General features: G+C 59.1%; 23 protein-coding genes. 16 read left to right on the top strand and 7 right to left on the bottom strand.

The genetic code is table 11. The features are described from left to right. Positions 1 to 6 precede the first annotated feature (6 nt). Together FFS64_RS29560 and FFS64_RS29555 are read right to left on the bottom strand one after the other, a co-directional pair. Positions 7 to 1179, bottom strand: coding sequence for a patatin-like phospholipase family protein (locus FFS64_RS29560; RefSeq protein WP_137808243.1), 1173 nt, complete (start codon positions 1177 to 1179; stop codon positions 7 to 9). A 143-nt stretch (positions 1180 to 1322) separates the two neighbouring features. Then, a complete protein-coding gene (locus FFS64_RS29555) occupies positions 1323 to 2255 on the bottom strand; it encodes a lipid A biosynthesis lauroyl acyltransferase (RefSeq protein WP_137808242.1) in 933 nt (310 codons plus the stop codon). Between the two features lie 118 nt (positions 2256 to 2373). Here FFS64_RS29555 and minC point away from each other — a divergent pair, with 118 nt between their 5' ends. The 8 genes from minC (at position 2374) to FFS64_RS29520 (ending at position 10139) form a co-directional block, all read left to right on the top strand. Continuing rightward, positions 2374 to 3111 carry a septum site-determining protein MinC gene (gene minC, locus FFS64_RS29550; RefSeq protein ID WP_137808241.1) on the top strand — a complete coding sequence of 246 codons (738 nt, stop codon included), beginning with the start codon at positions 2374 to 2376 and terminating at the stop codon, positions 3109 to 3111. 201 nt (positions 3112 to 3312) lie between these two features. Further along, a complete protein-coding gene (gene minD / locus FFS64_RS29545; protein WP_060541535.1) occupies positions 3313 to 4125 on the top strand; it encodes a septum site-determining protein MinD in 813 nt (270 codons plus the stop codon). Between the two features lie 3 nt (positions 4126 to 4128). Beyond that, positions 4129 to 4383: a cell division topological specificity factor MinE gene (gene minE / locus FFS64_RS29540; RefSeq protein ID WP_007974947.1), complete on the top strand. Its 255-nt coding sequence runs from the start codon at positions 4129 to 4131 to the stop codon at positions 4381 to 4383. Positions 4384 to 4476: 93 nt separating this feature from the next. Continuing rightward, the gene (locus FFS64_RS29535; RefSeq protein ID WP_095196840.1) at positions 4477 to 5112 is read left to right on the top strand and encodes an RluA family pseudouridine synthase; all 636 of its coding nucleotides are present in this window, start codon (positions 4477 to 4479) and stop codon (positions 5110 to 5112) included. A 164-nt stretch (positions 5113 to 5276) separates the two neighbouring features. Then, on the top strand, positions 5277 to 6119 hold the full coding sequence (locus FFS64_RS29530; RefSeq protein ID WP_137808240.1) for a lipopolysaccharide kinase InaA family protein: 843 nt from the start codon (positions 5277 to 5279) through the stop codon (positions 6117 to 6119). Positions 6120 to 6231: 112 nt separating this feature from the next. Further along, a complete protein-coding gene (locus FFS64_RS29525; protein ID WP_095196842.1) occupies positions 6232 to 7521 on the top strand; it encodes a M18 family aminopeptidase in 1290 nt (429 codons plus the stop codon). 205 nt (positions 7522 to 7726) lie between these two features. Continuing rightward, on the top strand, positions 7727 to 7903 hold the full coding sequence (locus FFS64_RS31380) for a hypothetical protein (RefSeq protein WP_171017161.1): 177 nt from the start codon (positions 7727 to 7729) through the stop codon (positions 7901 to 7903). A 76-nt stretch (positions 7904 to 7979) separates the two neighbouring features. Continuing rightward, positions 7980 to 10139, top strand: coding sequence for a mechanosensitive ion channel family protein (locus FFS64_RS29520; RefSeq protein WP_137808239.1), 2160 nt, complete (start codon positions 7980 to 7982; stop codon positions 10137 to 10139). A 3-nt stretch (positions 10140 to 10142) separates the two neighbouring features. Here FFS64_RS29520 and FFS64_RS29515 read toward each other — a convergent pair whose 3' ends face one another. Next, positions 10143 to 10856, bottom strand: coding sequence for a UTRA domain-containing protein (locus FFS64_RS29515; protein ID WP_137808238.1), 714 nt, complete (start codon positions 10854 to 10856; stop codon positions 10143 to 10145). 361 nt (positions 10857 to 11217) lie between these two features. Between FFS64_RS29515 and FFS64_RS29510 the strand changes: the two genes are divergently transcribed. The 6 genes from FFS64_RS29510 to FFS64_RS29480 all read left to right on the top strand — a co-directional run bounded on the left by FFS64_RS29510 (position 11218) and on the right by FFS64_RS29480 (position 16636). Then, the gene (locus FFS64_RS29510) at positions 11218 to 12282 is read left to right on the top strand and encodes an ABC transporter substrate-binding protein (protein ID WP_137808237.1); all 1065 of its coding nucleotides are present in this window, start codon (positions 11218 to 11220) and stop codon (positions 12280 to 12282) included. 166 nt (positions 12283 to 12448) lie between these two features. Continuing rightward, positions 12449 to 13255, top strand: a complete 807-nt coding sequence (locus FFS64_RS29500; RefSeq protein ID WP_137808236.1) for an alkaline phosphatase family protein — start codon at positions 12449 to 12451, stop codon at positions 13253 to 13255. A 5-nt stretch (positions 13256 to 13260) separates the two neighbouring features. Further along, complete coding sequence (locus FFS64_RS29495) at positions 13261 to 14097, top strand: ABC transporter permease subunit (protein WP_171017162.1); 837 nt, start codon at positions 13261 to 13263, stop codon at positions 14095 to 14097. After that, entirely contained in the window at positions 14084 to 14884 is an 801-nt protein-coding gene (locus tag FFS64_RS29490; RefSeq protein ID WP_137808234.1) for an ABC transporter permease, read from the top strand. The genes FFS64_RS29495 and FFS64_RS29490 overlap by 14 nt, the downstream gene beginning before the upstream one ends. Continuing rightward, positions 14881 to 15870, top strand: coding sequence for an ABC transporter ATP-binding protein (locus FFS64_RS29485; protein WP_137808233.1), 990 nt, complete (start codon positions 14881 to 14883; stop codon positions 15868 to 15870). Before FFS64_RS29490 ends, FFS64_RS29485 begins: the two co-directional genes overlap by 4 nt. Positions 15871 to 15982: 112 nt before the next feature. Then, positions 15983 to 16636 (top strand): HAD family phosphatase, encoded by a 654-nt coding sequence (locus tag FFS64_RS29480; protein ID WP_137808232.1) that lies wholly within the window; start codon positions 15983 to 15985, stop codon positions 16634 to 16636. Positions 16637 to 16686: 50 nt separating this feature from the next. On the opposite strand, the gene FFS64_RS29475 is transcribed toward FFS64_RS29480, so the two are convergent. After that, positions 16687 to 17649: an NAD(P)H-quinone oxidoreductase gene (locus FFS64_RS29475; RefSeq protein WP_137808231.1), complete on the bottom strand. Its 963-nt coding sequence runs from the start codon at positions 17647 to 17649 to the stop codon at positions 16687 to 16689. 138 nt (positions 17650 to 17787) lie between these two features. On the opposite strand from FFS64_RS29475, the gene FFS64_RS29470 reads away from it, so the two are divergent. Together FFS64_RS29470 and FFS64_RS29465 are read left to right on the top strand one after the other, a co-directional pair. Next, a complete protein-coding gene (locus FFS64_RS29470) occupies positions 17788 to 19869 on the top strand; it encodes a carboxy terminal-processing peptidase (RefSeq protein WP_171017160.1) in 2082 nt (693 codons plus the stop codon). A 146-nt stretch (positions 19870 to 20015) separates the two neighbouring features. Continuing rightward, the gene (locus FFS64_RS29465; protein WP_137808229.1) at positions 20016 to 21806 is read left to right on the top strand and encodes a bifunctional diguanylate cyclase/phosphodiesterase; all 1791 of its coding nucleotides are present in this window, start codon (positions 20016 to 20018) and stop codon (positions 21804 to 21806) included. 412 nt (positions 21807 to 22218) lie between these two features. On the opposite strand, the gene FFS64_RS29460 is transcribed toward FFS64_RS29465, so the two are convergent. From FFS64_RS29460 to FFS64_RS31945, 3 genes are all read right to left on the bottom strand, one after another. Continuing rightward, complete coding sequence (locus FFS64_RS29460; RefSeq protein ID WP_256660579.1) at positions 22219 to 22629, bottom strand: hypothetical protein; 411 nt, start codon at positions 22627 to 22629, stop codon at positions 22219 to 22221. Between the two features lie 49 nt (positions 22630 to 22678). Continuing rightward, a complete protein-coding gene (locus FFS64_RS29455; RefSeq protein ID WP_137808228.1) occupies positions 22679 to 22990 on the bottom strand; it encodes a hypothetical protein in 312 nt (103 codons plus the stop codon). Next, positions 22987 to 23888, bottom strand: a 902-nt coding sequence (locus FFS64_RS31945) for an RHS repeat domain-containing protein (protein ID WP_177498741.1), incomplete at its 5' end; no start/stop codon positions are given. The genes FFS64_RS31945 and FFS64_RS29455, both read right to left, overlap by 4 nt.

Here is a 23888-nt window from a genome sequence, read left to right as displayed (position 1 = left end):
CCGATCTCAAGCCGATACCACAGGCTCCGCCAACCCCAGAAACCGGCACAACTCTTCCTTCTTGGCCAACGCATCCCGCCGTCCCAGATCAATCAACTCGCTGCAATACCCCGCCTCGAACAACAGATAACTCAACACCCCCGCCCCGCTGGTTTTGGTCGCCCCCGGCCCGCGCAGGAACAGGCGCAAAGCCGCCGGCAATTCCTGGCGATGGCGTGCGGCAATCTCGTCGATCGGCTGACTCGGCGAAATCACCAGCACCTCCACCGGAGCCACACCCAGCGTGCGAATCGGTGTGCCATCGGGCATCAAGCGACTGAACTGATTCAAGCGCTGCAGCAACTCGATATCGCTTTCCAGGCTGTCAATAAACGTACTGTTGAGCATGTGCCCGCCGATCTGCGCCAGGGTCGGTTGCTGCCCGGTCCAGGCACGTTGCAATGGCTGCTCCGGATCAACGCCCCGCGGGTTGCCGCTCACCCCCACCACCAGTACGCGACTGGCGCCCAGATGCAGCGCCGGGCTGATCGGTGCCGATTGGCGCACCGCGCCATCGCCGAAATACTCTTCGCCGATTTTCACCGGGGCAAACAGCAGCGGAATGGCCGAACTGGCGAGCAGATGCTCAACGGACAGTTGGGTGGGAACGCCAATCCGGCGATGGCGTAACCAGGCATCGATGGTGCCGCCGCCTTGATAGAACGTCACGGCTTGGCCGGACTCATAGCCGAACGCCGTCACCGCCACCGCCTGCAATTGCTTTTGGGCGATGGCTTCGGCGATGCCATGCATGTGCAATTTGTCGTTGAGCAAGCTGCGCAACGGCGAACTGTTGAGCAGCGCCACCGGCACCTGGGCGCCAAGGCCCAGCAAACTGTGGCTGACAAAGCGACTGGCTTGTCGGATCACTCCAGGCCAATCGCTACGCAACACCAGATGACTGCGAAAGCCTTGCCAGAAGGCAGTCAATCGCTCGATGGCGGCTCGAAAATCCGTGGCTCCGCTGGCCAGGCTGACCGCATTGATCGCCCCGGCCGAAGTGCCGACGATCACCGGAAACGGGTTGTCTGCGCCCAATGGCAGGAGCTCGGCGATCGCCGCCAGCACACCGACCTGATAGGCCGCCCGAGCCCCGCCTCCGGAAAGAATCAACCCTGTAACCGGTTCAGCAGGACGCATCGCAACACTCCATGGTGCTGTAGGAGCGAGCTCGCTCGCGATGGTCGTGAACGATAACACTGGGGGCCTGATACCCCGCGGCGTCCTGTCGTTCATCGCGAGCAATCGAGCGTCGACCGGCTGCTCCTACAAGGTTCGATTGATCAACCGCGTTTGGCGTACAACTTGGGCTCGCCGGGTGGACGGCTCTTGAAGCGGCGATGGGCCCAGAGGTATTGCTCCGGACATTCGCGCAACACGCCTTCGACCCACTGATTGATGCGCAAGCAGTCGGCTTCTTCTGTTTCGCCGGGAAATCCTTCCAGCGGCGCATGAATCACCAACCGATAACCGCTGCCATCCGCCAGACGCTCCTGGGTGAACGGCACCACCAGCGCCTTGCCCAGCCGCGCAAATTTGCTGGTGGCGGTGACGGTCGCGGCCTGAATGCCGAACAGCGGCACGAAAATGCTTTGCTTGGCGCCGTAGTCCTGGTCCGGTGCATACCAGATCGCCCGGCCGGCTCGCAGTAACTTGAGCATGCCGCGCACGTCTTCGCGCTCGACCGCCAGCGAATCCAGGTTGTGCCGTTCACGACCGCGCCGTTGAACATAGTCGAACAACGGATTCTTGTGTTCACGGTACATGCCGTCGATGGTGTGCTGCTGGCCAAGCAGTGCGGCGCCGATTTCCAGGGTGGTGAAATGCACCGCCATGAGAATCACGCCCTTGCCCTCGCGCTGGGCTTGCTGCAGATACTCCAGCCCTTCGATATGGGCCAGTTTGGCCAGACGCTCGCGGGACCACCACCAGCTCATCGCCATTTCAAAAAAAGCGATGCCGGTCGAGGCGAAATTTTCCTTGAGCAGACGCTTGCGCTCGACAGCGGACTTTTCAGGGAAACACAGTTCCAGATTGCGCTTGGCGATGCGCCGTCGGTCGCCGGCCGCCCGATACATCAAGGCACCCAGACCGCGACCGATCCACAGCAATGCCGGGTACGGCAACTGGACAATCAGCCACAACAGCCCCAGGCCCAACCACAGTGGCCAGAAACGTGGAGATAGAAAGGAGGTTCGAAAACGCGGGCGATCCATTAAAGCTTCCGAAAAGACAATGGCCGCGCATTCTACATCGTTCGACCCGGCTTGCGGCCTGCGGGCGTTCTCGTTATAAGTCTCGGCACTTTTAGTGACAAGTCTCTGTATGCCGACCATGAGCCAAACCGAACCGCTAGACCAAGATCCCGTGTTCCAGCTGAAGGGCAGCATGCTCGCCATTACGGTGCTGGAGCTGGCCCGCAACGACCTCGAAGGCCTCGATCGGCAATTGGCCGCCAAGGTTGCCCAGGCGCCTGGTTTTTTCAGCAATGCACCTCTGGTACTGGCCCTGGACAAACTTCCGGCCCATGAAGGCGCGGTCGATCTGCCGGGCCTGATGCGCGTCTGCCGCCAGCACGGCCTGCGTACCCTGGCGATTCGTGCCAGCCGCATCGAAGACATCGCCGCGGCCATCGCCGTCGATCTTCCGGTGCTGCCGCCGTCCGGTGCCCGCGAGCGTCCGCTGGACCTGAACGAAGGCGTTGTGGCGAAAAAACCGGAAAAACTGCCGGAGCCAACCATCAAACCGACAAAAATCATCACCTCGCCCGTACGCGGCGGACAGCAGATCTATGCTCAGGGCAGCGATCTGGTGGTGATCTCTTCGGTCAGCCCGGGGGCGGAACTTCTCGCCGATGGCAACATCCATGTATACGGCCCCATGCGTGGTCGCGTGTTGGCCGGGGTCAAAGGCGACACGAAAGCCAGGATTTTCTGCCAGCAAATGAGCGCTGAACTGGTCTCCATCGCAGGTCATTACAAGGTGTCCGAAGATCTGCGCCGCGACCCTTTATGGGGTTCGGGCGTACAGGTCAGCCTGTCGGGCGATGTGTTGAACATCATTCGGCTTTAACGGATACTGCCGCATTTTCCAAACATCTCTAAAACGTAGCGAAAACGGCTCAAACGAAGTAGGAAACAGGCCAAAAGCAGTGTTTACCGGAGGTAAACGCCGCCCAAAACCGAATTCCAGCCAAGGCTGTCCGACTGCAGTAGTTTTTCAAGAGATGTTTTTCAGGGGCTAAAAGTCCTTTTTCCTTAGGGGTGAAACACCTTGGCCAAGATTCTCGTGGTTACATCCGGCAAGGGTGGTGTGGGTAAGACCACCACCAGCGCCGCTATCGGTACCGGCCTCGCTCTGCGCGGCCACAAAACAGTGATCGTCGACTTCGACGTCGGTCTGCGTAACCTCGACCTGATCATGGGTTGCGAGCGCCGCGTGGTGTACGACTTCGTCAACGTCGTCAATGGGGAAGCCAACCTGCAGCAGGCGCTGATCAAAGACAAGCGCCTGGAAAACCTCTACGTGCTGGCTGCCAGCCAGACCCGCGACAAAGACGCGCTGACCGTCGAAGGCGTGGAAAAAGTCCTGATGCAACTCAAGGAAGACTTCGAGTTCGTGGTCTGTGACTCCCCGGCGGGCATCGAGAAAGGCGCCCACCTGGCCATGTACTTCGCTGACGAAGCGATCGTCGTGACCAACCCTGAAGTGTCCTCGGTTCGTGACTCCGACCGCATGCTCGGCCTGCTGGCCAGCAAGTCCCGTCGTGCCGAACGCGGCGAAGACCCGATCAAGGAACACCTGCTGATTACCCGTTATCACCCGGAACGTGTGAGCAAAGGCGAAATGCTCGGCGTAGAAGACGTCAAGGAAATCCTCTCGGTGGCCCTGCTCGGCGTGATCCCGGAATCCCAGGCGGTGCTCAAGGCATCCAACCAGGGCGTTCCAGTGATCCTCGACGACCAGAGCGATGCCGGCCAGGCCTACAGCGATACCGTTGACCGCCTGCTGGGCAAGACCGTGGATCATCGATTCCTCGATGTACAGAAGAAGGGATTCTTCGAGCGCCTGTTTGGAGGCAACTAAGCAATGAACCTTTTTGACTTCTTTCGTGCCAACAAAAAGCAAAGCACCGCGTCGGTAGCGAAAGAGCGTCTACAGATCATCGTGGCGCACGAACGCGGCCAACGCAGTACCCCGGACTACCTGCCGGCCTTGCAAAAGGAACTGGTCGAGGTGATTCGCAAGTACGTCAATATCGGGTCCGACGACGTGCACGTCGCACTGGAAAGCCAGGGCAGCTGCTCGATTCTGGAACTCAATATCACCCTGCCAGATCGCTGAGTCGATCCGGCTGGAGCCACGGCGGTTCATGGCCCATTCCATAATTGGAATGGGCCATGAACCGCCGTTGGCGTTTGTTACGAGGCTGTTTTAATGCCGTTGTCCAACGTCCACATCATCCATCAGGACGCCGCCATACTGGTGGTGAACAAACCGACCCTGTTGCTTTCCGTCCCCGGCCGGGCCGACGACAACAAGGACTGCCTGATTACCCGCCTGCAAGAAAATGGCTACCCGGAAGCGCGAATCGTCCATCGGCTGGATTGGGAAACTTCCGGCATCATCCTGTTGGCCCGCGATCCCGATACGCACCGTGAACTGTCGCGGCAATTTCACGATCGCGAAACCGAAAAGGCCTACACCGCTTTGTGCTGGGGTCAACCCGAACTGGACAGTGGCAGCATCGACTTGCCGCTGCGCTACGATCCTCCGACCAAGCCACGACATGTGGTCGACCATGAATTCGGCAAACACGCCCTGACCTTCTGGCGGGTGCTGGAGCGTTGCGGCGACTGGTGCCGTGTGGAACTCACGCCGATCACCGGCCGTTCGCACCAATTGCGCGTGCACATGCTCTCCATCGGCCATCCGCTGCTGGGTGACGGGCTCTATGCCCATGAACAAGCCCTGGCTGCCTGGCCGCGACTGTGCCTGCACGCCAGCATGTTGAGCTTCACTCATCCACAAACCGGCGAACGCCTGCGTTTCGAGTGTCCTGCTCCTTTTTAAGCAACGAGTAACTGCAGTTGGCAAACTCAAAAAGCCCTTTATTATGAAGGGCTTATTTATTTCTCGTTACAATTTTTAAGCCATAAATATGGCGTGAAAATACTGTCATAAATTTGTAATAAAACGTAAAATCATGGCAATCAGATGTCAGGCAGGATGCCCACGTGTTCAGCAGTAAAACGCTCCAATGCGACTACCCCGTCACGTTCATTTTCGGCAACACCACACTGCATTTGACTGAGCAGCCCAGCTTCGAAGCGCAACAGGCCCTCGAACAACTGATCAAAAAACGCAACGCACAAAAGCTCACCCGCGGGAGCGCACCGCTGGCGTCTGGTGATACGCCGCTGTTTGCCAAAGTCCAGCCACTGGACACCCTCAAGGCAAAAGTCCGGGTAACCCTGGGAAAACCGCAACGCAACGGTCGATTCGACTGGCCCCTTGAAGAACTGGTCAATACCCTTGAAGCCCAGCGCCGTGGCGTGCAAATGCCGCCGTTGCAAGGCTTTGGATATTCAAAGGACCGACTGGGCCTGACCCGCGAGTATTTCATCCTGACGCGCCTGCTCGAAGACCATATCGACGGCGTGCAATGGCTTAAACGCAACCCGCAAGACGTCGAAACGTTCATTCTCAAAGCGTTCGAACTGCTGAGCTCCCTGGCCCGGAAGAACATCACGCACATGGACTTCTGGATCGGCAACATCATGATCCCTAAATCGTCGCAGAAATCGCTGAAAGCCATCGACTTTGAAAACTGCTTCGCCGGGACGACATCGCATCCGAGCGAAACACTGGGCTTCCAGCTCGGGTTCTTCTACCGTCGCGAGATTTACAAGTTCATCACAGAAGCCGATTACGACCGGCTGGTGGATGAATACGTCGGACAGCGCCGCGGCATATCCCGGGAAAGATTCGACGAGGTCTACCTTGCGAGCAAACATGAACATGTCGGTCGCAAGCAACGTCGCGAAGTGTTCCTCAATGGCAACCTGATCACTGGTTGACTCAACGTCCTCGCCACCCGCCACCCGCCGCCCTCGCACACCACACGGCATTGTGTCTGCAATGCCGCGTGCCAATACGCTAAACTGGCGCCACTGCTGTCTGGAGCTACTTATGCGCGAAGAGTTGAACCAAGGCCTGATCGACTTCCTCAAGGCCTCCCCTACCCCGTTCCATGCCACCGCCAGCCTGGTTCAGCGACTGGAAGCGGCGGGCTATCAACGCCTCGACGAGCGCGAGCCATGGCATACCGAAGCCAATGGTCGCTACTACGTCACCCGTAATGACTCTTCGATCGTTGCGATCAAAATGGGCCGCCACTCGCCGCTGCATGGCGGGATCCGCCTGGTCGGCGCCCACACCGACAGCCCGTGCCTGCGGGTCAAGCCGCAACCGGAACTGCAACGCCAGGGTTTCTGGCAACTGGGCGTCGAAGTCTATGGTGGTGCGCTGTTGGCGCCATGGTTCGACCGTGACCTGTCCCTGGCCGGCCGCGTGACCTTCCGCCGTGACGGCAAGGTCGAAAGCCAGTTGATCGACTTCAAGGCACCAATCGCGATCATTCCGAACCTGGCCATCCACCTCAATCGTGAAGCCAACATGGGCTGGGCCATCAATGCCCAGACCGAGCTGCCACCGGTCCTCGCACAATTTGCCGGCGACGAGCGCGTGGATTTCCGCGCCGTGATCACCGACCAACTTGCTCGCGAACACGGCTTGAACGCCGACGTGGTGCTCGATTACGAGCTGAGTTTCTACGACACGCAAAGCGCCGCGGTCATCGGCCTGCACGGCGATTTCATTGCTGGCGCACGCCTGGACAACCTGCTGTCGTGCTACGCCGGCCTGCAAGCGCTGCTGACTGCCGACACCGACGAAACCTGCGTACTGGTCTGCAACGATCACGAAGAAGTCGGCTCGTGTTCGGCCTGCGGGGCCGACGGCCCGATGCTGGAGCAGACACTGCGCCGCCTGTTGCCCGAAGGTGATGAATTCGTACGCACCATTCAGAAATCCCTGCTGGTCTCGGCCGACAACGCCCACGGCGTACACCCCAACTACGCAGAAAAGCACGATGCCAACCACGGTCCGAAACTCAACGCCGGCCCGGTGATCAAGGTCAACAGCAACCAGCGCTACGCCACCAACAGCGAAACCGCCGGGTTCTTCCGCCACCTGTGCATGGCCGAAGAAGTGCCAGTGCAGAGTTTCGTGGTGCGCAGCGACATGGGCTGCGGCTCGACCATCGGCCCGATCACCGCCAGCCAGCTGGGCGTGCGCACCGTGGACATCGGCCTGCCGACCTTCGCCATGCACTCGATCCGTGAACTGTGCGGCAGCCATGACCTGGCGCACCTGGTCAAAGTGCTGAGCGCGTTCTACGCCTGCCGCGAGCTGCCGTAACCGCTGAAAATCTTCGTCGGATCGCCGCCCGGAGCCGGCTCGCTCCCACAGTTGAAATGCATTCCAATGTGGGAGCGAGCCTGCTCGCGAGGGCGGTGGTACGGTCACCACAGCTCCAGGAAACGACGCATTTCTGATACGCCTCAGCACCGCCATTCCAAAAGCCACCTAGACTTCAACCATCCCTTCCGACAAGGCAGTCGTCATGATTTCAATGTCTTCGTTCCACGCCATGCTGATCCCGATTCTCGCCGGGATGATCCTGCTGGCGCTCGGTTTCAACTTTCGCGACAAGAACGCCGGCGTATTCGCCATGTGGATCGGCATGCTGACGATCCTCGCCACCGTGGTGATCAAGATCCTCGCCAAGCTCAACGAATAAATCCTCCCCCGACTCGCATTGATTTTGACGGGCTCGTACACTCGGTCGACCCGCTCACTCCGAGGTTGACCGCCCAGTGTTCGCTCGTCTTTTTGCCCTGCCGTGCTTTTTCCTTGTCTGCCTGATGACGTTGCTGCCGATGGCGCCGGCCCAGGCAGTCGGCTTGCCGAGCCTGCTCAACAGTTCGGCGAAAACCCAGCCGGAAGCGCAGGAGCCCCTCGGGCAATCCCTCGATGAAGTCATCAAGTCCCTGGAAAACGATCAGCAGCGCACCCAGCTACTGGCGGATTTGAAGAAGCTTCGCGACGCCACGAAAAAGGCCCAGCCGACCACCGAGGAAGGCGTGTTGGGCCTGATCGGCGGGACACTGGCCAGCTTCGAGAAACAATTTACCGGTGCCGACAGTCCGATCACGCGCTGGTCCAACGAATTCAAACTCGCCCAGGACGAACTGACCGCGCTGGTGCTGCCAGCCAACGAATGGCTCCCCATCATCTTCGCCTTCGCCATGATTCTGATGGTTTGGAGCCTGCTCGCGGCGGCACTGATCTGGGTCAGCCATCGGGTGCGCATGCGGTTCGGCCTGACCGAAGAACTGCCGCAACACCCAAGGGCCGTGGACATGCTGCGTTTCGCCCTGCGCAAGCTCGGCCCGTGGCTGATCGCGCTGGTCATCACGGTGTACATGAGCTATGCCCTGCCTTCTTCATTGGGCAAGAGCCTGGCGATGGTGCTGGCCTACGCGTTGGTGGTCGGCACCTGCTTTTCGGCGGTCTGCGTGATCGCCTTTTCCCTGCTCGACGGTCCGCATCGCCACCGTGCCTTGTACATCCTGCGCCACCAGGCCTTTCGGCCGCTGTGGCTGGTCGGCAGCTTCGCGGCTTTCGGTGAAGCCCTGAGCGACCCGCGTCTGATCGATAGCCTGGGCGTGCATCTGGCGCATTCCGCCGCGACGGTGGCCAATGTCCTGGCGGCGCTGTCCACGGGGTTGTTCATCCTGCGTTTTCGCCGTCCGATTGCCCATTTGATCCGTAACCAGCCACTGTCCCGGCGCCTGACCCGCCGCGCTCTCAGCGACACCATCGAGATTCTCGGCACCTTCTGGTTCGTGCCGGCGCTGGTGTTGGTGGGTATTTCGCTGTTCGCCACCTTTGTTTCAGCCGGAGATACCAGCACCGCATTGCGTCAATCGCTGATCTGCACGGTGCTGCTGGTGTTGTGCATGGTCATCAACGGCCTGGTGCGCCGCCATGCCCTCAAACCGCAACGCGGCGTGAAACGCCACGCGCTGTATTCCGAGCGCCTGAAAAGCTTCTTCTACACCCTCGCCCATCTGCTGGTCTGGCTGGTGTTCATCGAACTCGGGCTGCGGGTCTGGGGCATGTCGCTGATCCGCTTCACCGAAGGCGAAGGGCATGAAGTCAGCGTCAAACTGTTCAGCCTCGGCGGCACGCTGATTTTTGCCTGGCTGATCTGGATCCTCAGTGACACCGCCGTGCACCACGCCCTCACCCGTTCGCGCAAGGGGCTGGCCAACGCCCGGGCACAGACGATGATGCCGCTGATCCGCAACGTGTTGTTCGTGGCGATTTTCATCATCGCGATGATCGTCGCCTTGGCGAACATGGGCATGAACGTCACACCGCTGCTGGCCGGTGCCGGCGTGATCGGCCTGGCCATCGGTTTCGGCGCGCAATCGCTGGTGGCCGACTTGATCACCGGCCTGTTCATCATCATCGAGGACTCCCTGGCCATCGACGACTACGTGGACGTCGGCGGGCACCTGGGCACCGTCGAAGGCCTGACCATTCGCACCGTGCGCCTGCGGGACATCGACGGCATCGTCCACACCATTCCGTTCAGCGAAATCAAAAGCATCAAGAACTACTCCCGGGAATTCGGCTACGCGATCTTCCGCGTCGCCGTACCTGCCAGCATGGACATCGACAATGCGATCAAACTGATGCGTGAAGTCGGCCAGAAAATGCGCACCGACCCGCTGCAGCGACGCAATATCTGGTCGCCGCTGGAAATCCAGGGGGTGGAGAGTTTCGAATCCGGCAACGCGATCCTGCGCGCCCGCTTCAAGACCGCGCCGATCAAGCAGTGGGAAGTGTCCCGGGCGTTCAACCTGTCGTTGAAACGGCATCTGGATGAAGCGGGGATGGATCTGGCGACGCCGCGGATGAGTGTGCAAGTCATCACCGCCAGCGGCGGGCAGGAAAAACAGGGCTGACTGTCAAACCACATCCACCCCGACATGAATCGCATCATGGCGCCAAAACTCCAGGTCACAGTCGATCAGCCGCTCATGCTGATCGTAATTGACCCGCGCAATGCGCAACCCCGGACTCCCCACCGACACCCGTAAAGCCGCCGCCGCATCCACCGACAATGCCGTCGGTACAATCTCGAAACGCACTCGCCCGTAATGCAAATCGTAGTGCCGTGCATACAGCTCGGTGATCGACTGATTCAAATCGAAATCCAGAATCCCCGGGAAATACTGCGGATTCAGATAGTGCTCCACATACAGCACCAGTCGCCCATCGATGCGCCGCGAACGGCAGATCTGAATCACGCTCGACAGTGCCGGCAACTGCAACCAGGCACAGACCGCCGCTGACGCCGGCTGCAATCGCGCTGAAATGACTTCGGTAGAGGGCACTCGCCCCTGGGCGCTGACCATCGCGTGAAAGTGACTGCGCTGCATCAGGTTATAGGCCAGGCGCGGCGGGGAAACGAACCAGCCACGCCGCTCTTCGCGATAAATCTGCCCTTGGGCTTCCAGCTGCAACAATGCCTCGCGCACAGTGATCCGTGTGGTCCCGAACAACTCACTGAGCTTGCGCTCGGCCGGCAATTTGCTTCCCGGTGCGAGCAGCCCGTGATCGAGTTGCTCCTGGAGCACCTGGCCAATGGCAGTCACCGCTTTTGTTGCCTCATCGCGCATCAACGTTACCTATCTGGACTAGACCAGCACTGTTTCGGGGCAGAACCACACAGCAAATCGGCTCTTTAAACATCCTGCAAGCGTAGGCAGTGCAGATGACTGAGAGATGACAAGCGACCGAACGGTCGTCGGCACCGGCCCTTCAAAAACCTGCAATACATCGGCCAAGTCCCTTGCGCAACGGGCTTTTGTCGATGGTCTACGCTTACCGGACACCCGCCAATGTCGGGCCGAAAAAAGCCCGACCGGGCGACGAACGACATCAAAGTGTCATCGAACGTCCTTAGATTGGCTCAGGTATTGCTGACCTAGACCAACACAACCGCAATCACAGCGTTGAAACACCCATAGGAGCTTCGGAATGAAAAAGCTTTTCCTGGCAACACTGTTAGGTTCGACCATTGCCATGTGCACCGCTGCCATGGCAGCTGATGATCTGAAAACCCTCGAAGCCGCTGCGAAAGCGGAAGGCGCGGTCAACAGTGTCGGCATGCCCGATGACTGGGCCAACTGGAAAGGCACCTGGGAAGACCTGGCCAAGAAGTACGGCCTGAAACACATCGACACCGACATGAGTTCTGCACAGGAAATCGCCAAGTTCGCCGCTGAAAAAGACAACGCCAGCGCCGACATCGGTGACGTGGGAGCAGCCTTCGGCCCGATCGCGGTCAAGCAGGGCGTTACCCAGCCTTACAAGCCATCAACCTGGGACCAGGTCCCGACCTGGGCCAAAGACAAGGACGGTCACTGGGCCTTGGCCTATACCGGCACTATTGCGTTCATCGTCAACAAGAAGCTGCTGCACGGTTCCGAAGCACCGACCAAATGGGCTGATCTGAAGGGTGGCAAATACAAAGTATCCATCGGTGACGTGAGTACCGCCGCACAAGCCGCGAACGGCGTGCTGGCTGCCGCGCTGGCCAACGGTGGCGACGAGAAGAACCTCAAGCCTGCGCTGGATCTGTTCGCCGACATCGCCAAGCAAGGTCGCTTGTCGATGGCCAACCCGACCATCGCCACTATGGAGAAAGGCGAGATCGAAGTCGGCGTGGTCTGGGACTTCAACGGCCTGAGCTACAAAGCCAAGATGGCCAATCCGGATGACTACACCGTACTGATTCCTTCCGACGGCTCGGTGATTTCCGGCTACACCACCATCATCAACAAGTACGCCAAGAACCCGAACGCCGCCAAGCTGACCCGTGAGTACATTTTCAGCGACGCCGGCCAGATCAACCTGGCCAAGGGTAACGCCCGTCCAATCCGCGCCGAACACCTGACCCTGCCCGCCGATGTCCAGGCCAAGCTGCTGCCGAACGAGCAGTACAAAAAGGTCACGCCGATCAAGGACGCGGATGCATGGGAGAAGACCTCCAAAGCCCTGCCGCAGAAGTGGAACGAAGAAGTCATCGTAGAAATGAAATGACGCGGTAGCACAAACACCGGGGACCCAATGTGGGAGCGGGCTTGCTCGCGAAGGCGGCGTGTCAGTCGACATCTCTGTTGAATGATCAACCGCTTTCGCGAGCAAGCCCGCTCCCACAGTGGACCGAGTGAATTTCACATTCCTGTTTTGCGGAGTTTTTGCCCCTATGAAGCACAACGTCATCCTTGTCGTGCTCGACGGCCTCAATTACGAAGTCGCGCGCCACGCCATGGGGCACCTGCAGGCTTACGTCGGCGCAGGACGCGCAGCGCTCTACAAACTGGAGTGCGAATTGCCAGCCCTGTCCCGACCGCTTTACGAATGCATCCTGACCGGAGTCACGCCGATCGAGAGCGGCATCGTTCACAACAACGTCTCGCGCCTGTCCAACCAGCGCAGCATCTATCACTACGCCACCGACGCCGGCCTGAAAACCGCAGCGGCGGCTTATCACTGGGTCAGTGAGTTGTATAACCGCTCGCCGTTCGTGGCGACCCGGGATCGTCACACCAACGACCCTGCTCTACCGATCCAGCACGGGCATTTCTACTGGAGCGATCACTATCCCGACTCGCACCTGTTCGCCGACGCCGAAAACCTGCGCCTGCGCCATGCGCCGAATTTCCTGCTTATACACCCGATGAACATCGACGACGCCGGGCACAAGCACGGCCTCGACACCCCGCAATATCGCAACAGCGCGCGCTCGGCAGACATCATTCTCGCCGACTACCTGCAAGGCTGGCTCGACGCCGGTTACCAGGTGCTGGTGACCGCCGACCACGGCATGAACAACGACCGCTCCCATAACGGCCTACTGCCCGAAGAACGCGAAGTGCCGCTGTTCGTACTCGGCGATGCGTTCAGTTTCAACGCCGACGCCACGCCAAGACAGACCGAGATCTGCGGCACCGTGTGCGAACTGCTGGGCGTGCCCCACGACAAACCTGTGTGCCAGGAGCTGCTCAAGTGACCTCCATGATGCGCGGCAAATGGCTGGCAGCCTTGTGCCTGGTGCCCTTCGCCCTGTTCTTTATCGTGTTCGAAATCGCCCCCCTGGTGTGGGTGATGATCAATAGCCTGGAATCGGAAGAATTCGGTTGGGGCCTGGCCAACTTCACCAGGATCTTCGATTCGAAGTTTTACCGTCAGGCGATCCAGTACAGCCTCGAGATCAGTTTCTGGTCCAGCGTGTTCGGCATCATCATCGCGGTACTCGGCGCCTATTCCCTGCGCCGGGTCGACTCGAAGCTGCGCAACTTTGTCAACGCCTTCGCCAACATGACCAGCAACTTCGCCGGCGTACCGCTGGCCTTTGCGTTCATCATCCTGCTGGGTTTCAACGGCAGCTTCACCATCCTGCTCAAACAGGCCGGAATCATTCAGGACTTCAACCTGTATTCGAAAACCGGGGTGATCATTCTCTACACCTACTTCCAGATTCCCCTTGGCGTGCTGCTGCTCTACCCGGCCTTCGACGCCTTGCGCGAAGACTGGCGCGAGTCCGCCGCGCTGCTCGGCGCGAACGGCTGGCAGTTCTGGCGCCACATCGGCCTGCCGGTGCTGACCCCGGCACTGCTCGGCACCTTCGTGATCCTGCTGGCCAACGCCCTCGGCGCTTACGCCACGGTGTACGCCCTGACCACCGGCAACTTCAACGTGATGCCCATCCGCATCGCGGCGATGGTCTCGGGCGATATTTCCCTGGACCCGAACCTGGCCAGTGCCCTGGCCGTGGTGCTGGTGGCGTTGATGACCCTGGTGACCGTCGTGCATCAGCTGCTGTTGAAGAGGAGCTACCATGTCTCGCGCTGAATTGGGGCCCGTCGGCATCTACCACCGGGTAGTGGTCTACCTGCTGTTTATCATTCTGTTGCTGCCGCTGCTCGGGACCTTTATCTACTCGATTTCCAGCAGTTGGTCGGCCACCATTCTGCCCAGCGGTTTCAGCATCAAATGGTACGTGCAGCTGTGGAGCGATCCGCGTTTCCTGAGTGCTTTCGGCCAATCGCTGCTGGTCTGCATCGGTGCGTTGATTCTCTCGGTGGTGCTGATTTTGCCGCTGCTGTTCGTGGTGCATTACCACTTTCCGAAACTCGATGCATTGATGAACATCCTGATCCTGCTGCCCTTCGCCGTGCCACCAGTGGTGTCGTCGGTGGGGTTGTTGCAGCTCTACGGTTCCGGGCCGTTCGCCATGGTCGGCACGCCGTGGATCCTGATCGGTTGCTACTTCACCGTGGCGCTGCCATTCATGTACCGGGCAATCACCAACAACCTGCAAGCGATCAACCTGCGCGACCTGATGGACGCCGCCCAACTGCTCGGTGCCAGCACCTTCCAGGCGGCGATCCTGGTGGTGCTGCCGAACCTGCGCAAGGGCCTGATGGTGGCGTTGCTGTTGTCGTTCTCGTTCCTGTTCGGTGAGTTCGTGTTCGCCAACATCCTCGTTGGTACCCGTTACGAAACCCTGCAGGTCTACCTCAACAACATGCGCAACCGCAGCGGCCACTTCACCAGTGCGCTGGTGATTTCCTACTTTTTCTTTGTGCTGGTTCTGACCTGGGCGGCCAATATCTTGAACAAGGACAAAAGCGAATGAGCTATGTCAGCGTCCAACACCTACAGAAAAACTACGCAGGCACCACGGTGTTCAGCGACATCAACTGCGAAATCCACAAAGGTGAATTCGTCACCCTGCTCGGCCCGTCCGGTTGCGGAAAATCCACGCTACTACGCTGCATCGCCGGCCTGACCTCGGTGAATGGCGGCAAGATTCTGCTCGATGGTGTCGACATCGTGCCGTTGAGCCCGCAGAAACGCGGGATCGGCATGGTGTTCCAGAGTTATGCGCTGTTCCCCAACATGACCGTCGAGCAGAACGTCGCCTTCGGTTTGCGCATGCAGAAGGTCAACGCCGACGACAGTCAGAACCGCGTCGCCGAAGTGCTGAGACTGGTGGAGCTGCAAGATTTTGCCGCCCGCTATCCGCATCAGTTGTCCGGTGGCCAATGCCAGCGTGTCGCCCTCGCCCGCTCCCTGGTCACCCGCCCACGCCTGTTGCTGCTGGACGAACCGCTGTCGGCCCTCGATGCGCGGATTCGCAAACATTTGCGTGAGCAGATCCGTCAGATCCAGCGTGAACTGGGCTTGACCACGATTTTCGTCACACACGACCAGGAAGAAGCCCTGACCATGTCTGACCGGATTTTCCTGATGAATCAGGGAAAAATCGTACAAAGCGGCGACGCCGAAACCCTGTACACCGCGCCGGTGGATGTGTTCGCCGCCGGGTTCATCGGCAACTACAACCTGCTGGACGCCGAGAGCGCGACGAAACTGCTGCAGCGGCCGGTCAATCATCGTATTGCGATTCGCCCTGAGGCCATCGAATTGAGCCTGAACGGTGAACTGGACGCGCAAGTACGCAGCCACAGCCTGCTGGGCAACGTGATCCGCTACCGGATCGAAGCCCGGGGGGTGGAGTTGGTGGTGGACGTGCTCAACCGCTCGGCTTCTGACCTGCATCCCGATGGTCAGCGCCTGGCACTTTCCATCGATCCGACGGCCCTGTGTGAGGTAGCTTGAAAACAGTTGCAAGCTGCAAGCTGCAAGCTTCAAGTTGTAGACTGCTGACCACCTAAATTCACTTCTTGCAGCTTGAAGCTTGAAGCTTGCAGCTGTTCTCAGAGAGAACCCGATGGCCCTGGCAATTTTTGATCTGGACGAAACCCTGATCCACGGCGATTGCGCCTCACTGTGGAGCGAACAAATGGTCCGCCTCGGCTGGGTCGACGGCGAATCCTTCCTGCATCGTGACAAGGAGCTGATGGATGCCTATGGCCGGGGCCACCTGGCGATGGAGGACTACATGGCCTTCAGCCTGGAACCCTTGATCGGCCGCAGCCCGGCAGAAGTCGAGCATCTGGTCGGGCCTTGGGTGGAAGACTTCATCGAACCGATCATCTTCAGCGACGCCACCAAGGCCATCGCCGCCCACCGCAAGGCGGGCGACCGCATCCTGGTGATCTCGGCCTCGGGTGTACATCTGGTCAAGCCCATTGCCGAGCGCCTGGGCATCGACGAGATTCTCGGCATCGAACTGGAAGTGGCTCACGGCGTATACAGCGGCAACACCGTTGGCACCCTGACCTACCGCGAAGGCAAGATCACCCGGTTGCTGGAATGGCTGGATGCCGAAGAGGAAAACCTCGAAGGCGCGAGCTTCTATTCCGACTCACGCAATGATCTGCCGTTGTTGCTGAAGGTGGATTTCCCGCACGTGGTCAACCCGGACCCGGTGTTGCGCGAGCAGGCCGAAAAAGCCGGTTGGCCGATCCACCTCTGGAAATAACCGAGATCCCCTGTGGAAGCGAGCCTGCTCGCTCCCACAGGCTTTTTGTGTCAGGTCAGGCTTTCGTCGATCACAAGCACCAGCTTGCCCGCCACCTTATTACTCGCCAACTCCGCAAACGCCGCTTCGGCATCCTTGATCGGGAAGGCCCTGGACAGTTGCGGGCTCAGGCGTTTTTCGGCAAACAGCGGCCAGACATGCAGGCGTAGATCGCTGAACAGATCCGCCTTGAACTGATCGTCGCGGCTGCGCAGGGTCGACCCCAGCAACTGCACCCGCTTGGCCAGCACCTGTGCCAGATCCAGTTTGGCCTCGCGGCCGCCCATCAGGCCGATCAGTACCCAACGACCGTCACCGGCCAGCAATTTCAGGTTCAGTGCAGCGTAGTTGCCACCCACCGGATCAAGGATGACATCGAACGGCCCGAGGTCGCTCAGGCTATCCAGATCGCCGGTGCGCACCACGCCACCTTGGGCACCGAGCGCTTCGCAGTAGGCCAGGCGCTCGGCGGAGCCGACACTGACCCAACACGGATTACCAAAGGCCTTGCACAGCTGAATGGCCGCTGAACCGATTCCACTTGCTCCGGCATGCAGCAGAACTTTTTCGCCCGGTTTGAGCGCTGCCAATTGAAACAAATTCAACCAGACGGTCGCATACACTTCCGGCAACGCAGCGGCTTCGGCCAACGACATTTCGTCGGGAACCGGTAACACATGCCGTCCGTCGACAACCACCTCTTCGGCCATCCCGCCCCCGGCCAGCAAGGCGCAAACACGATCCCCCACTTGCCAGGACGAACCCGGGCCGACCTCGCTGATCACCCCCGAACACTCTAGACCAAGCACCTGGCTGGCCCCCGGCGGTGGCGGATAAAGACCGGCCTTCTGCAACAAATCGGCGCGATTGAGTCCCGCAGCCGCCACTCGAATGCGAACTTGTCCTACATCACACGCCGGACGAGGCTCTTCAACCCACTCCACTTGACCGTCAACGCCTTGCAATGCTTTCACAGTGCCTCCATAGTGAGTCTGGACTGAGCCCGAAGCTGTACCGCCGGGCTTTTTGCATTATGCGACCGGCCCATGTGGAACCGGCGACTTCAAAGACGGCCTAATATGCGTTATCAATTGTCCCCGCGTCGAATCAACATGAAGCGTTTGTTCCCCAGCACCGCCCTCGCTCTTTTCATCGGTATCGGCCTTTTGCCGCTGTCCGGCAGTTCATTCGCAGCCAATAGCTGGGACAAGCTTCAACCCGATCGCGACGAAGTCATCGCCAGTCTGAACGTCGTGGAGTTGCTCAAGCGCCACCACTACAGCAAGCCGCCGCTCGATGACGCGCGCTCGCTGATCATCTACGACAGCTACCTCAAGTTGCTCGACCCGTCGCGCAGCTACTTCATGGCCAGCGACATTGCCGAATTCGACAAGTGGAAGACCCAGTTCGACGACTTCCTGAAAAGCGGCGACCTCAACGCCGGGTTCACCATCTACAAGCGCTACCTGGACCGCGTCAAGGCGCGTCTGGACTTCGCCCTTGCCGAGCTGAACAAAGGCGTCGACAAGATCGACTTCACCACCAAGGAAACCTTGCTGATCGATCGCAAGGACGCTCCTTGGCTCAAATCCACCGCGGAACTCGACGACCTGTGGCGCAAACGCGTCAAGGATGAGGTGCTGCGGCAGAAGATTGCCGGCAAGGATTCCAAGCAGATCCAGGAAACCCTGACCAAGCGCTACAAGAACCAGTTGGCGCGTCTGGACCAGACCCGCGCGGAAGACATCTTCCAGGCGTACATCAACACCTTCGCCATGTCCTACGACCCGCACACCAACTACCTGTCGCCGGATAACGCGGAAAACTTCGACATCAACATGAGCCTGTCCCTGGAGGGCATCGGCGCCGTGTTGCAGAGCGACAACGATCAAGTGAAAATCGTACGCCTGGTGCCGGCAGGCCCGGCGGACAAGACCAAGCAGGTTGCTCCGGCCGACAAGATCATCGGCGTTGCCCAGGGCAACAAAGAGATGGTCGACGTGGTGGGCTGGCGCCTGGACGAAGTGGTCAAGCTGATCCGCGGCCCGAAAGGCACCGTGGTGCGCCTGGAAGTGATCCCGGCCAGCAATGCACCGAACGACCAGACCAGCAAGATCGTGCCGATCACCCGCGAAGCGGTGAAGCTTGAAGATCAGGCGGTGAAGAAGTCGGTACTCAACCTCAAGCAGGATGGCAAGGACTACAAACTCGGCGTTATCGAGATCCCGGCCTTCTATCTGGACTTCAAGGCATTCCGTGCCGGCGATCCGGACTACAAGAGCACTACCCGCGACGTCAAGAAACTGCTGACCGAGTTGCAGAAGGAAAAGGTCGACGGCGTAGTGATCGACCTGCGCAACAACGGCGGCGGTTCCTTGCAGGAAGCCACCGAGCTGACCAGCCTGTTCATCGACAAGGGGCCGACCGTACTCGTGCGTAACGCCGATGGCCGCGTCGATGTACTGGAAGATGAAAACCCGGGCGCGTTCTACAAAGGCCCGATGGCGTTGCTGGTCAACCGCTTATCCGCCTCGGCTTCGGAGATTTTCGCCGGTGCCATGCAGGACTACCACCGCGCACTGATCATCGGCGGCCAGACCTTCGGCAAGGGCACCGTGCAAACCATCCAGCCGCTGAATCATGGCGAACTGAAACTGACCCTGGCCAAGTTCTACCGGGTTTCCGGCCAGAGTACCCAGCATCAGGGTGTACTGCCGGATATCGATTACCCATCGATCATCGACACCAAGGAAATCGGCGAAAGCGCCCTGCCGGAAGCCATGCCGTGGGACACCATCAAAGCGGCGATCAAGCCGGCTGCCGACCCGTTCAAACCGTACATCACCCAGCTCAAATCCGAGCACGACGTGCGTACGAACAAAGACGCGGAGTTCGTGTTCATTCGCGACAAGCTGGCCCTGGCGCAGAAACTGATGGCAGAAAAAACCGTCAGCCTCAATGAAGCCGAGCGTCGTGCGCAGCACGCCGACATTGAAACCAAGCAACTGGCCATGGAGAACATCCGTCGCAAGGCCAAGGGCGAAGAGCCACTCAAAGAGCTGAAGAAAGAAGACGAAGACGCCCTCGCGGCCGAGCCGGACAAGACCAAGCCGGAAGACGACGCCTACCTGAGCGAAACCGGGCGCATTCTGCTGGACTACCTCAAGCTAAACACCGCGGTGGCCAAGCACTGAGTGGTGGCTAGCAAGATGATGGCAATTTAATGCTGAAGCTCCGCGGAGCTTCATCAAACAGTCATCATTCTGTCGTGAAATAAAGGACTGGGCGGGCTCTTTTACCAAGAGCCCGCCCAGTCCTTTTTTTATCGCCAGAGATCGCCATGACCACAACCGAACAGCTGAGTGCGTTGAGTTCAATCCTGACTCAAGGCGGTTTGCACAGCCTGTTCCAACCGATCATTTGCCTCTCCGAACGCCGGATTCTCGGCTACGAAGCCCTCAGCCGCGGCCCGTCCAACAGTCCGCTGCACTCCCCCATCGCGTTGTTCGCCGTCGCCCGCCAGGCCGGCCGTCTGAGCGAACTGGAAATCGCCTGCCGACAGAGCGCATGTCGACGCTTCAATGAACAGCAACTGCCCGGCAAGCTGTTCCTCAACGTGTCCCCGGAATCCCTGCTCGAAGCCGCACACCAGCCGGGCCGCACCCTGCAACTGCTGCAGGACTTCGGCATCCCACCGAGTCAGGTGGTCATCGAACTCACTGAACAGACGCCGATAGACGACTTCCAGTTGTTGCAAACCGCCCTGCATCACTACCGTGCAATGGGTTTTTCCATCGCCCTCGATGACTTGGGTGCAGGCTACTCGAGCCTGCGCCTGTGGTCGGAGCTGCGTCCGGACTACGTGAAGATCGACCGACATTTCATCGACGGCATTCATCAGGATGCCCTCAAACGCGAATTCGTCGGTTCGATCCTGCAAATCGCCAAGGCGTCAAGGGCGCAGGTGATCGCCGAAGGCATCGAGTTGCCGGAAGAACTGGCAGTGTTGACCGAAATGGGCGTCGATCTGGTCCAGGGCTATCTGCTCTGCCGCCCACAGGAACATCCTCCACGGGATGCCCGGACCCTGATGCCGCGCCAGGACAACACCACCGTGGCGCTGAACGACGAAGCCAGCGACCTCAGCGCCCTGCTCAACGACCAGCCCGCGGTGGGCCGTAACACCCCGACCGCCAACGTCCTCGAAGCCTTCCGCCGTCAGGCCAACCTGAACTCGCTGGCGGTGCTGGACGATCAGGGTCAGCCGTGCGGCATCGTCCATCGGCATTCGCTCTCGGACGCGCTGCTCAAGCCGTTTGCCACCGACCTGTTCGCCCGCAAGCCCATCAGCCGCTTGATGAGCGATGACTTCCTGGCGGTCGAGATGAGCCAGTCGCTGCAGCAGGTCAGCCGCCTGATCACCAGCCGTGCCCGGCAACGCATTGAAGAAGACTTCATCATCACCCTCAACGGCAGCTACCTGGGCCTGGGCCGGGTGATCGATGTACTGAAACTGATAACCGAACTGAAAATCCAGCAGGCCCGCTACGCCAACCCGCTGACCTTGCTGCCGGGCAACGTGCCGATCCAGCAATGCCTCACACGGCTGCTGCAACAGAAGCGGGAATCGGTGATCTGCTACGTCGACATTGACAGCTTCAAGCCCTTCAACGACATCTACGGCTACGGCCGTGGGGACGAAGTCCTACTGTGCCTGGCGCAATGCCTGAACGACCGCGTCGACCCGTCCCGCGACTTCGTCGGCCACATCGGCGGCGACGACTTCCTGCTGGTGCTCAGCCCGGAAGACTGGGGCAAACGTTTGAACCAGCTATTGGACGACTTCCAGAGCCAATGCCGACGCTTCTACCGCAGCGAACACCTCGAAGCCGGCTGCTTCATCGCCCCCAACCGCCAGGGCGTGCGCCAGGAGTTCCCGCTGCTGTCCCTCTCCATCGGCGTGGTGCACCTGCATCCCGAAGCCTGCGGGGCAATCGACGCCAGCCAGTTGGCGGAGATGGCATCACAGGCCAAACACCACGCGAAAAATATGCCGGGGTACAGCGTGCATGTGATTGATAGTTTGGCGGTGCCGGAACCTGAAGTTGAAATGCTGATGGGGCATCGGTGACTGCACTGACGCTATCGCGGCGGTGCGGCGATCCGACAAGCCACGCTCCCACAGGGTTCTATGTCGTTCGCTATCCTTGCGTACAACACAAAACCCTGTGGGAGCGGGCTTGCTACAGGCTTGGGGTGGCAGCTATACGCGGGGTAGGAATACCGAGCATCGGAGAACCCGGCCACGCCGAAACGTGCCCGCGTACAACCGCCGCAGCAGATTTTACGGACGCGAAATGACGGCCGCAAATCAGGTGTCGACGCTACGCGTTTCCGATGACTGAAGGGTTCCTACACCCCACCACTGAACTTTCAGTGACCACCAAAGGCTATCGGGTGAACTCACTTCGCACCAGTTCATGAAAACCGCTAGAACTTGAAGGAAATCTCCTAGGACGTTGCCAGGAAACTTGGCCCCTTTGTCAGAAGGACACATCAATCCTATCCACAGTAACTTTTACGTACTTCTGGTTGAACTGCGGGTATTCGTAGTGAATGCCTTGATCTGTGAAATCGACGAAAGATCGGAAAATATCCCCATCCAAAAACCCAGAAATAATGCATGAAAAACCAAGACCAATCATCTCAACCCCTACATCCGCCTCTTGTGAGGCCGCCACACAATCGCCGTCAGGCAGAACCATTTCGAATTCAACTTCGTACCGTTCACCCACCACAATATCTAAAGGGCAGTAGCTTGCGAAACACTTGACAGTCACACTGTCGACAAGCAAAACGATCGCGCCTTCGACGACCTCGTCGATGTCGTCGATGTCGTCGATGTCGTCGATGTCGTCGATGTCGGTTACTAAAGCCTCATATTTATTAGTCATTAGCAAGTCTTGCCACTGTATCTCGTCCGTCGCCATATGTAGTGAAATATCAGAGCATCAATGATACTTTGCTGATTTCCTTTTGGGCTGCAGTCATTTCTATGATGAGCACTTCTATTGTGCTGGCCTGAGAAAAGAAAAGCGGCGCACTCCATTCATAGTCTTTTATGGCTCTGATCTGAAAGCAACCGTCTTTGCTAAATGATGGATACCAACCGACGTCTAGTATTAAGGATGCTGAGTATTCTACTTGCAGCATGTCTTCTTTCAGTGCATCGACCTGATCAGAGAGATCAGTATTTTTCAATGAGGAAAGTTCGTCGTAAGAAATTTTCCCTGTAATAAATGTCAGGTCGATCACTTTTTTAGTTTCCTAAATTCGTTTTCTGAAATTGGATGCCCATGAATCGTTCGGGCGCTTAGTTCTATCCGTATCCAGCGGCTGAGCTTTCCCTCGCTTGCGCCTATGTCGGTGTCGTATTCCTTAATTTTCCAAGGCTTTCCATTTGTGGATGGACTGCCGCTTTTATAAGCTTCGCGCTCCAGACTCTCCACGCTGATGCCGTGTTTATACTTTGCTGGGCCTGACTTGGTTGAGTTTATCGTTTCCTTCCAGCTCATGTTTTTCGATGGCATGTGTTTGTATCCGTGTGGTGTCCAATCGACTTCTTGTGGAAACGGAAGTGCTGGAGTTCCCTCATCAACCCTCGCCTTATCCGCAGGATCCTTCTCGCCATCACCTGACTTCTTGCACCCATTCCCACCTGGGCAGTTCCCACTCAACCCCAACGGATCCACCCACCCCGTCGGGTTGCGCGTGTACTGGTAGGCATTCAACCCACCCGCCAGCTTCACCGGGTCCGGTGTCAGGTAGCGTCCCGTGTCGGGGTGGTAGTAGCGGTGGCGGTTGTAGTGCAGGCCGCTTTCGGTGTCGAAGTACTGGCCCTGGAAGCGCAGCGGTTGCTCGAGTTGTTCGCCGCCGCCGTGGTTCAGCTGGCTGAGCTTGCCGTAGGCGGTGTATTTCGCCGACCAGACGATGTCGCCGCCGTAGTCGGTGAGTTCCTGCGGGGTGCCGAGGTGGTCGAGTTGGTAGTAGAACGGGCAGGCTTTTTTCGGGCCTTTGCCGTCGAGCAGCGCCAGGGGGCGGAAGCTGCCGGGTTCGTAGAGGTAGCTGCGGTAGTGGGTTGGGCTGCTTTCGGCGACGAGTTGGTCGCCCTGCCAGAAGAAGCGGGTGGTGTGGCCGTCGACGGTCTTGGCGA

Origin of the sequence: Pseudomonas sp. G(2018) (genome assembly GCF_005502415.1) — a bacterium.
GTDB lineage: Bacteria > Pseudomonadota > Gammaproteobacteria > Pseudomonadales > Pseudomonadaceae > Aquipseudomonas.
This window is presented reverse-complemented; position numbering and strand designations above follow the sequence as displayed.